Raw genomic sequence first — 9,022 nt, 5'->3', positions numbered from 1 at the left:
ACTACGCGGCGGCGAACACCTTCCTGGACGCCCTCGCCGCCCACCGTCACGCCCTCGGCCTGCCGGCGACCTCGCTGGCCTGGGGAGCGTGGGAGCAGAGCGGTGGCATGGCCGGTGGTCTCGGCGAGGCCGACCGCCGCCGGCACGACGGCCTGACGGACACCGAGGGCCTCGCCCTGCTGGATGCCGCCTGGACCTCCGGACAGGCGCTCCTGGTGCCCGTCCGCCTGGACCTGGCCGACGTCCGTCGGCAGGCCGCCACCACCGGCGTCCCGCCGCTGCTGCGGGCCCTGGTCCGCACCCCCGCCCGCCGCGCCGCGGCCTCGGCGGCCCGGGGCGAGTGGGCGGAGCAGTTGCTCGCCCAGGGCAGCCCGGACGAGCGGCGCGCCTTCGCGCTCGCGCTGGTCAGGGCGCGGGTCGCGGCGGTGCTGAGCTTCCCGAACGTCGACGTGGTGGAGCCGGAGCGGGCCTTCAAGGAGATGGGCTTCGACTCGCTCACGGCCGTGGAGTTCCGAAACCAGCTCGGTGCGGCGACGGGTCTGCGGCTGCCGGCGACGCTGGTGTTCGACCACCCGAACGCGGTGGCCGTCGCCGACTTCGTCGTGGCCGAGGTCACCGGTGCCCATGCGGTGGTCGAGGTCGGTACCCGGGCTGCGACGGCCGCGGACGACGACCCGATCGTGATCGTCGGCATGGCCTGCCGCTACCCGGGCGGCGTCACCACGCCCGAGGGGCTGTGGCAGTTCCTGCTGGCCGGCGGCGACGGCATCGTGCCGTTCCCGACCGACCGCGGTTGGGACCTGGAGCGGATCCTCGTCCCCGACCCGGAGCATCCCGAGGACGACTACGTCCTGGAGGGCGGTTTCCTCCAGCAGGCGGCCGAGTTCGACCCGACCTTCTTCGGGATCTCGCCGCGCGAGGCGCTCGCCATGGACCCGCAGCAGCGTCTGCTGCTGGAGGCCTCCTGGGAGGCGTTCGAGCGGGCCGGCATCGACCCGGCCTCCGTGCGCGGCAGCCGGACCGGCGTGTTCGCCGGCGTGATGTACCACAACTACGCGGCCCGGGTGACGGAGGTCCCGGAGGGGATCGAGGGCTTCCTCGGCACCGGTGGCTCCAGCAGCGTGGTGTCCGGGCGCGTCTCGTACACCTTCGGCTTCGAGGGCCCGGCGGTGACGGTCGACACGGCCTGCTCTTCCTCCCTGGTGACCCTGCACCTTGCGGTGCAGGCCCTGCGCAACGGTGAGTGCACCTTGGCGCTCGCCGGTGGCGTGACGGTGATGCCGAACCCCGACACCTTCTCCAGCTTCGCCCTGCAGCGCGGCCTGGCGCTGAACGGCCGTTGCAAGCCCTTCGCGGGCGCGGCCGACGGCACCGGCTGGGGCGAGGGCGTGGGCATGCTGCTGGTGGAGCGGTTGTCGGATGCTCGGCGTAACGGGCACAAGGTGCTTGCGGTGGTGCGGGGTTCGGCGGTGAACCAGGACGGTGCGTCGAACGGTCTGACGGCGCCGAACGGTCCGTCGCAGCAGCGGGTGATCCGGCAGGCGCTGGCGGGTGCCGGCCTGACCACCGGCGAGGTGGACGTGGTGGAGGCGCACGGGACGGGTACGCGACTGGGCGACCCGATCGAGGCGCAGGCGCTGCTGGCGACGTACGGGCAGGGCCGCGAGGAGGCTGAGCCGCTCTGGCTCGGCTCGGTGAAGTCGAACCTCGGTCACACCCAGGCGGCGGCCGGCGTCGCGGGCATCATCAAGATGGTCATGGCGCTGCGAGAGGGCGTCCTCCCGCAGACGCTCCACGTGGACGAGCCGACCCCGCACGTCGACTGGTCGGCCGGTGCGGTGGAGCTGCTGACCGAGGCGCGGGACTGGCCGGAACTCGGGCGTCCGCGCCGGGCGGCGGTGTCGTCGTTCGGCATCAGCGGGACGAATGCGCACGTGATCCTGGAGCAGGCTCCGGCGGAGGCGCCCGCGGAGGCCGTCGATGCGACGGTTGACGCCCCTGTCGCCTGGGTGGTGTCGGGCAAGTCCGAGGGGGCGCTGCGCGCACAGGCCGCGCGGCTGGCGACCTTCCTCCAGGAGCGGCCGGAGCTTGAACCGGTGGACGTCGGCTACTCGCTGGCGCTGTCACGTGCTCGCTTCGACCACCGCGCGGTCGTCTCGGGTGCGGACCGGGACGAACTGCTGGCCGGGTTGGCAGGCGTGGCGAGTGGTGAGGTGTCCGGTGGGGCGGTGGGCCGCGGCAAGCTGGCGTTCCTGTTCACCGGGCAGGGGAGCCAGCGGGCCGGGATGGGCCGGGAGCTGTACGCGGCGTTCCCGACCTTCGCGGCGGCGTTCGACGAGGTGTGCTCCTACCTGGACGCCCACCTGGACGTGCCGTTGAAGGACGTGGTGTTCGAGGGGTCGGAGCTGCTGGACCGGACGGCGTACACGCAGGCGGCGCTGTTCGCGGTCGAGGTGGCGCTGTTCCGTCTGGTGGAGTCGTGGGGTCTGAAGCCGGACTTCCTGGTCGGCCACTCGGTGGGTGAGATCGCTGCCGCGCATGTCGCGGGTGTGCTGTCGCTGGAGGATGCGGCGCGGCTGGTGGAGGCGCGTGGGCGTCTGATGCAGGCGCTGCCCGCCGGTGGTGCGATGGCGGCGATCGAGGCGACGGAGGCGGAGGTGCTGCCGCTGCTGGCCGGCCGGGAGTCGGAGATCGCCATCGCGGCGGTCAACGGTCCTGTGTCGGTGGTGGTTTCGGGTGACGAGGCCGTCGTGCTGGAGGTGCTGGAGCACTGGAAGGCGCAGGGCCGTCGGGGTCGTCAGCTGCGGGTGAGCCATGCGTTCCACTCGCCGCGGATGGAGCCGATGCTGGCCGAGTTCCGCGCCGTCGCCTCGGAACTCACGTACAGCGAGCCGACGTTCGCCGTTGTCTCCAACGTCACCGGTGAACTGGCCACCGAGCTGACGTCCCCCGAGTACTGGGTGCGGCACGTCCGCGAGGCGGTGCGCTTCGCCGACGGCATCGCCTACCTGGCCGCCCAGGGCGTCACCGACTTCCTGGAGCTGGGCCCGGACGGCACCCTCTCTGCCCTGGCGCAGGAGATCACCGAGGGTCACTTCGCCCCCGTGCTGCGCAAGGACCGCCCGGAGGCGCTGTCCTTCACGCAGGCCGTCACCGGCCTGCACGCCCGCGGCGCCGAGCTGGACTGGGAGGCCGTCTTCGCCGGTCGCGGCGCGAGCCGCACCGACCTGCCGACCTACGCGTTCCAGCACGAGCGCTTCTGGATGGAGGCCGTCGCCACGCTCGGCAGCGCCACCGGTCTCGGTCAGGCCGCGACGGGGCACCCGCTGCTGGGTGCGGCGATCACGCTGCCGGAGTCGGACACGGTGGTCCTCACCGGTCGCCTCTCCCTCCAGTCGCACGCCTGGCTGGCGGACCACACCGTGCTGGGCGCGGCGCTGCTGCCCTGGTCGGTGCTGGCGGAGCTGGCGGTGCACGCCGGTGACCAGGCCGGCTCCGGCACCGTCGAGGAACTGACCGTGCAGGCACCGCTGGTGCTGCCCGAGCGCGGTGGCGTCGCCGTGCGGGTGACGGTCGACCCGGCCGGCCCGGACGGGCGCCGTCGGGTGGCGGTCTTCTCACAGCCGGACGACGCCGAGGCGGGCACGCCGTGGACTCGGCACGCCGAGGGCGCACTGACCGGCGCCGCCCCGGTGGCCGGGTTCGACCTGGCGGCCTGGCCGCCGAAGGACGCCGAGGTGATCGAGACCGAGGGCGTGTACGCCGATCTCGCCGGCCTCGGTGCCGTCCACGGCCCGGTGTTCCGGGGCCTGCGCGCCGCCTGGCGCCGCGGCGACGAGCTGTTCGCCGAGGTCGCACTCCCCGAGGGCGTGGCGGCCGACGGCTTCGGCCTGCACCCCGCACTGCTCGACGCGGCCCTGCACCCCGTCCTGCTGGACGCGTTCACCGCGGCCGACGGCCGGATCGCCCTGCCCACCGCCTGGAACGGCCTGACGCTGTTCGCCGCGGGCGCCTCGCTGCTGCGGGTGCGCATCGTCCGCGGCGGCGGGGGGACGGAAGCTCTGACGGTGCAGATCGCCGACGGCGCGGGCGCGCCGGTGGCGGCCGTCGCCTCGCTGGAGCGCGGCCCGGTGACCGCCGAGGGCCTGGCCGTCGGCCGCACCGGCTTCCACGAGTCGCTGTTCCAGTCGGAGTGGGCGGCGCTGCCGCTCGCCCCGGCCGCCGGCGGGAGCGCCGGGACCGGTGCGGACTGGGCGGTGCTCGGCGGCGACACCTGCGGCCTGCCGTTCGACGAGGTCACCTGGTACTCGGAGCTGGCGGAGATCGCGGCCGAGGAGGTCGTGCCCGAGCTGGTGTTCGTGCCGCTGGGGTCGACCGCGTCGAACCGGAGGGACACGTCCGAACTCGCGCGGGAGACGCACGCCGCGCTGTACGGGGCCCTCGGCCTCGTCCAGGAGTGGCTGGCCGAGGAGCGCTTCGCGGACTCCCGCCTGGTCGTCGCGACCCAGGGTGCCACGGCGACCGGGCCGGACGAGGACGTGACCGACCTGGCGCACGCCGCCGTGTGGGGCCTGCTCCGCTCGGCGCAGCGCGAGAACCCGGACCGGCTGGTCCTGCTCGACGTGCGCGGCAACGAGCTGACCGCCGAGCTGCTGGCGGCGGCCGTCGCCACCGGCGAGCCCGAGCTCGCGGTGCGCGGCACCCGGGTGTCGGCCCGCCGCCTGGCCCGGGTGCCGGTCGTCGGGGTGGGCACCGTCGTCCCGGCGGAGCTGGACCGGAACGGCACCGCGCTGATCACCGGTGGCACCGGCACCCTCGGCGCCCTGGTGGCCCGCCACCTGGTCACCGGGCACGGGCTGCGCAGCCTCGTGCTGACCAGCCGGCGCGGCCTCGATGCCGAGGGCGCACCCGAGCTGGTGGCCGAGCTCACCGGGCTCGGCGCCAGGGTCGAGGTCGTCGCCTGCGACGTGACGGACCGCTCGGCGGTCGAGGCGCTGCTGAAGTCGGTCCCGGCCGAGCACCCGCTCACGGCCGTCGTCCACACCGCCGGTGTGATCGACGACGCCACGATCGGTTCGCTCAGCCCGGAGCGGCTCGGCCGGGTGCTGCGGCCGAAGGTCGACGCGGCGCTCCACCTGCACGAGCTGACGCGGTCCACGGACCTGGCGGCCTTCGTGCTCTTCTCCTCGGCCGCCGCCATGTTCGGTGAGGCGGGGCAGGGCAACTACGTCGCGGGCAACACCTTCCTCGACGCCCTCGCCCAGCACCGCCGGGCTCGCGGGCTCGCGGGCGTCTCCCTCCAGTGGGGCTTCTGGGAGCAGCGCAGCGGCATCACCGGCCACCTCACGGAGGCCGACGTCCAGCGCATGGAGCGCGGCGGCATGCTGCCGCTGACGGCGGATCTCGGCATGGAGCTGTTCGACGCGGCCCACGAGTCGGGCCGCCCGGTGCTCTCGCCGATGTGCCTGGACTTCGCGAAGCTCCTCTCGGACGGCGCGGACGACCCGCTGCTGCGCGGGCTGCGCCGCGGCGCCGGCCGGCGCAAGGCCGCCACGGGCGGGACCGCGGCCGGTCCGGTGTCCCTCGCGGAGCGGCTCGCCGCCCTGCCGGGCGAGGAGCGGGACGCGCTGCTGAGCGACCTGGTCGGCACCCACGTCGCGGCCGTCCTCGGCCACGGCGGCGGGGCCGCGCTGGAGGCGGGCCGCGCGTTCAAGGAGCTGGGCTTCGACTCGCTGACCGCGGTCGAGCTGCGCAACCGCCTGAACGCGGCCACCGGGCTGAAGCTGCCGGCGACGCTGGTGTTCGACTACCCGACGCCCGCCGCGCTCACCGCCCACCTGCGGGCCGAGCTCGTGCCGGACGACGTGGCGGGCGACGCGGACCCGGAGGAGACCCGGATCCGCACCGCGCTCGCGGCCATCCCGCTGGACCGCTTCCGGGCGGCCGGCGTGCTGGACCTCCTGCTTGACCTGGCAAACCTCGGGGGTAAGGAGACGGCGGCCGAGGAGGCCGACGCGACCGGAGCGATCGACGGGATCGACGCGATGGACACCGAGGACCTGATCCGTATGGCGCTCGGAAACTCCGACTCCTGATGGCTGATGTGTGGAGCTCTTGATGACAACGTCCCAGGCACAACTCGTCGAGGCGCTGCGTGCGTCGATCAAGGAGACCGAGAGTCTCAAGCAGCAGAACCGGCAGCTCGTCGGCGCGGCGACCGAGCCGATCGCGATCATCGGCATGGCCTGCCGCTACCCTGGCGGGGTCACCTCGCCCGAGGAGCTGTGGCAGCTGATCGCGGACGGCACCGACGCGATCGCCGGGTTCCCGACGAACCGCGGCTGGGACCTGGACAACCTGTACTCCCCGGACCCGGACGCGCTCGGCAAGTCCGTTTCGGTGGAGGGCGGATTCCTCTACGACGTGGGGGAGTTCGACCCGTCCTTCTTCGGGATCTCGCCGCGTGAGGCGCTCGCCATGGACCCGCAGCAGCGGCTGTTGCTGGAGGTCTCGTGGGAGGCGTTCGAGCGGGCGGGCATCGACCCGGCCTCCGTGCGCGGCAGTCAGACCGGCGTCTTCGCCGGCGTGATGACCTCGGACTACTACACCGGTTCCGCGCAGGCCATCGACAGCCTGGCGGGCTACCTCAGCACCGGGAACTCGGGCAGCGTCGCCTCCGGCCGCATCTCCTACACCCTGGGCCTGGAGGGTCCTGCCGTGTCGATCGACACGGCGTGCTCCTCCTCGCTGGTCGCGCTGCACCAGGCCGTGCAGGCACTGCGGCGCGGCGAGTGCACGCTCGCCCTCGCGGGCGGCGTCACCGTGATGTCGACCCCGGACACCTTCCTGGAGTTCTCCCGCCAGCGCGGCCTGGCCGGCGACGGCCGCTGCAAGCCCTTCGCGGCGGCGGCCGACGGCACCGGCTGGTCCGAGGGTGTCGGCATGCTGCTCGTGGAGCGGCTGTCGGACGCGCGGCGCAACGGCCACAAGGTGCTGGCCGTCGTCCGGGGTACCGCCCTCAACCAGGACGGTGCCTCCAACGGCCTGACCGCGCCCAACGGCCCCGCGCAGCAGCGGGTCATCCGCCGGGCGCTCAGCAACGCCGGCCTGACCACCGGCGAGGTGGACGTGGTCGAGGCGCACGGGACGGGTACGCGACTGGGCGACCCGATCGAGGCGCAGGCGCTGCTGGCGACGTACGGGCAGGGCCGCGAGGGCGAGCCGCTGTGGATCGGCTCGCACAAGTCCAACCTCGGCCACAGCCAGGCCGCTTCGGGCGTCGCGAGCATCATCAAGATGGTCTTCGCGATGCAGGAGGGCCTCCTGCCGCAGACCCTGCACGTGGATGAGCCCACCCCCGAGGTGGACTGGTCGTCGGGCGCGGTCCGGCTGCTCACCGAGGCCCGGAAGTGGCCCGAGGTGGACCGGCCCCGACGCTGCGCCGTCTCGTCGTTCGGCATGAGCGGCACCAACGCGCACGTGCTGCTGGAGCAGGCGCCCGCCGAGAAGGCCGTCGAGGCCGAGGACGTGACGGTCGACGCTCCGGTGTCGTGGGTGGTGTCGGGAAAGTCCGAGGCGGCGCTGCGCGACCAGGCGGCGCGGCTGGCCGCGTTCGTCGGGGAGCGGCCGGAGCTGTCGCCGGTGGACGTCGGGTACTCGCTGGCGCTGTCGCGGGCCCGGTTCGACCACCGTGCGGTGGTGTCGGGTGCGAGCCGGGACGAGCTGCTGGCGGGCCTCGCCGGCGTGGCGAGCGGCGAGGTTTCCGGCGAGACGGTGGGCCGGGGCAAGCTGGCGTTCCTGTTCACGGGGCAGGGGAGCCAGCGGTCGGGGATGGGCCGGGAGTTGTCCGAGGCGTTCCCGGTGTTCGCGGCGGCGTTCGACGAGGTGTGCGATCGCTTCGAACTGCCTTTGAAGGAGGTGGTGTTCGAGGCGTCGGAGCTGCTGGACCGGACGGCGTACACGCAGGCGGCGCTGTTCGCGGTCGAGGTGGCGCTGTTCCGTCTGGTGGAGTCGTGGGGTCTGAAGCCGGACTTCCTGGTCGGCCACTCGGTGGGTGAGATCGCTGCCGCGCATGTCGCGGGCGTGCTGTCGCTGGACGATGCGGCCAGGCTCGTCGAGGCGCGTGGGCGTCTGATGCAGGCGCTGCCCGCCGGTGGCGCGATGGCGGCGATCGAGGCGACCGAGGCGGAGGTGCTGCCGCTGCTGGCCGGCCGGGAGTCGGAGATCGCCATCGCGGCGGTCAACGGGCCGACGTCGGTGGTGGTTTCGGGCGACGAGGCCGCCGTCCTTGAGGTGATGGAGCACTGGAAGGCACAGGGCCGTCGGGGTCGTCAGCTGCGGGTGAGCCACGCGTTCCACTCGCCGCGCATGGAGCCGATGCTGGCCGAGTTCCGCGCCGTCGCCTCGGAACTCACGTACGCCGAGCCGAAGTTCGCCGTCGTCTCCAACGTCACCGGTGAGCTGGCGACCGAGCTGACGTCCCCCGAGTACTGGGTGCGGCACGTCCGTGAGGCGGTGCGCTTCGCCGACGGCATCGCGTGCCTGGCGGCCCAGGGCGTCACCGACTTCCTGGAGCTGGGCCCGGACGGCACCCTCTCCGCCCTCGCGCAGGAGATCACCGAGGGCCACTTCGCCCCCGTGCTGCGCAGGGACCGCCCGGAGGCGGTGTCCTTCACCGAGGCCGTCACCGGCCTGCACGCCCGCGGCGCCGAGCTGGACTGGGAGGGCGTGTTCGCCGGCCGTGGGGGCCGCCGGGTGGATCTGCCGACCTACGCGTTCCAGCGTGAGCGTTTTTGGCTCGATGTGGCTCCGACGGCGGGGGACGCGAGCAGGCTGGGTCTGGAGGTGACCGGGCATCCGTTGGTGGGTGCGGCGATCACGCTGCCGGAGTCGGACACGGTGGTCCTCACCGGCCGCCTCTCCCTCCAGTCGCACGGGTGGCTGGGTGAGCACCGGGTGCACGGGGTGGTGGTGGTGCCGTCGTCGGCGTTGGTGGAGCTGGCGGTGCACGCCGGTGACCAGG

General features: G+C 73.7%; 2 protein-coding genes. Both read left to right on the top strand.

Going from position 1 to position 9,022, the window contains the following annotated elements:
• On the top strand, window positions 1-6,095 hold a 6,095-nt coding region (locus ACFV1W_RS39385), incomplete at its 5' end, for an SDR family NAD(P)-dependent oxidoreductase (RefSeq protein ID WP_380422256.1).
• Window positions 6,096-6,117: 22 nt separating this feature from the next.
• The coding region (locus ACFV1W_RS39380) for a type I polyketide synthase (RefSeq protein WP_380422254.1) at window positions 6,118-9,022 on the top strand (2,905 nt) is incomplete at its 3' end.

The sequence above is a fragment of the Kitasatospora sp. NPDC059648 genome, from assembly GCF_042734825.1.
GTDB lineage: Bacteria > Actinomycetota > Actinomycetes > Streptomycetales > Streptomycetaceae > Kitasatospora.
The sequence above is the reverse complement of the archived record's forward strand: the minus strand, read 5'-3'. Positions and strand labels throughout refer to the sequence as shown.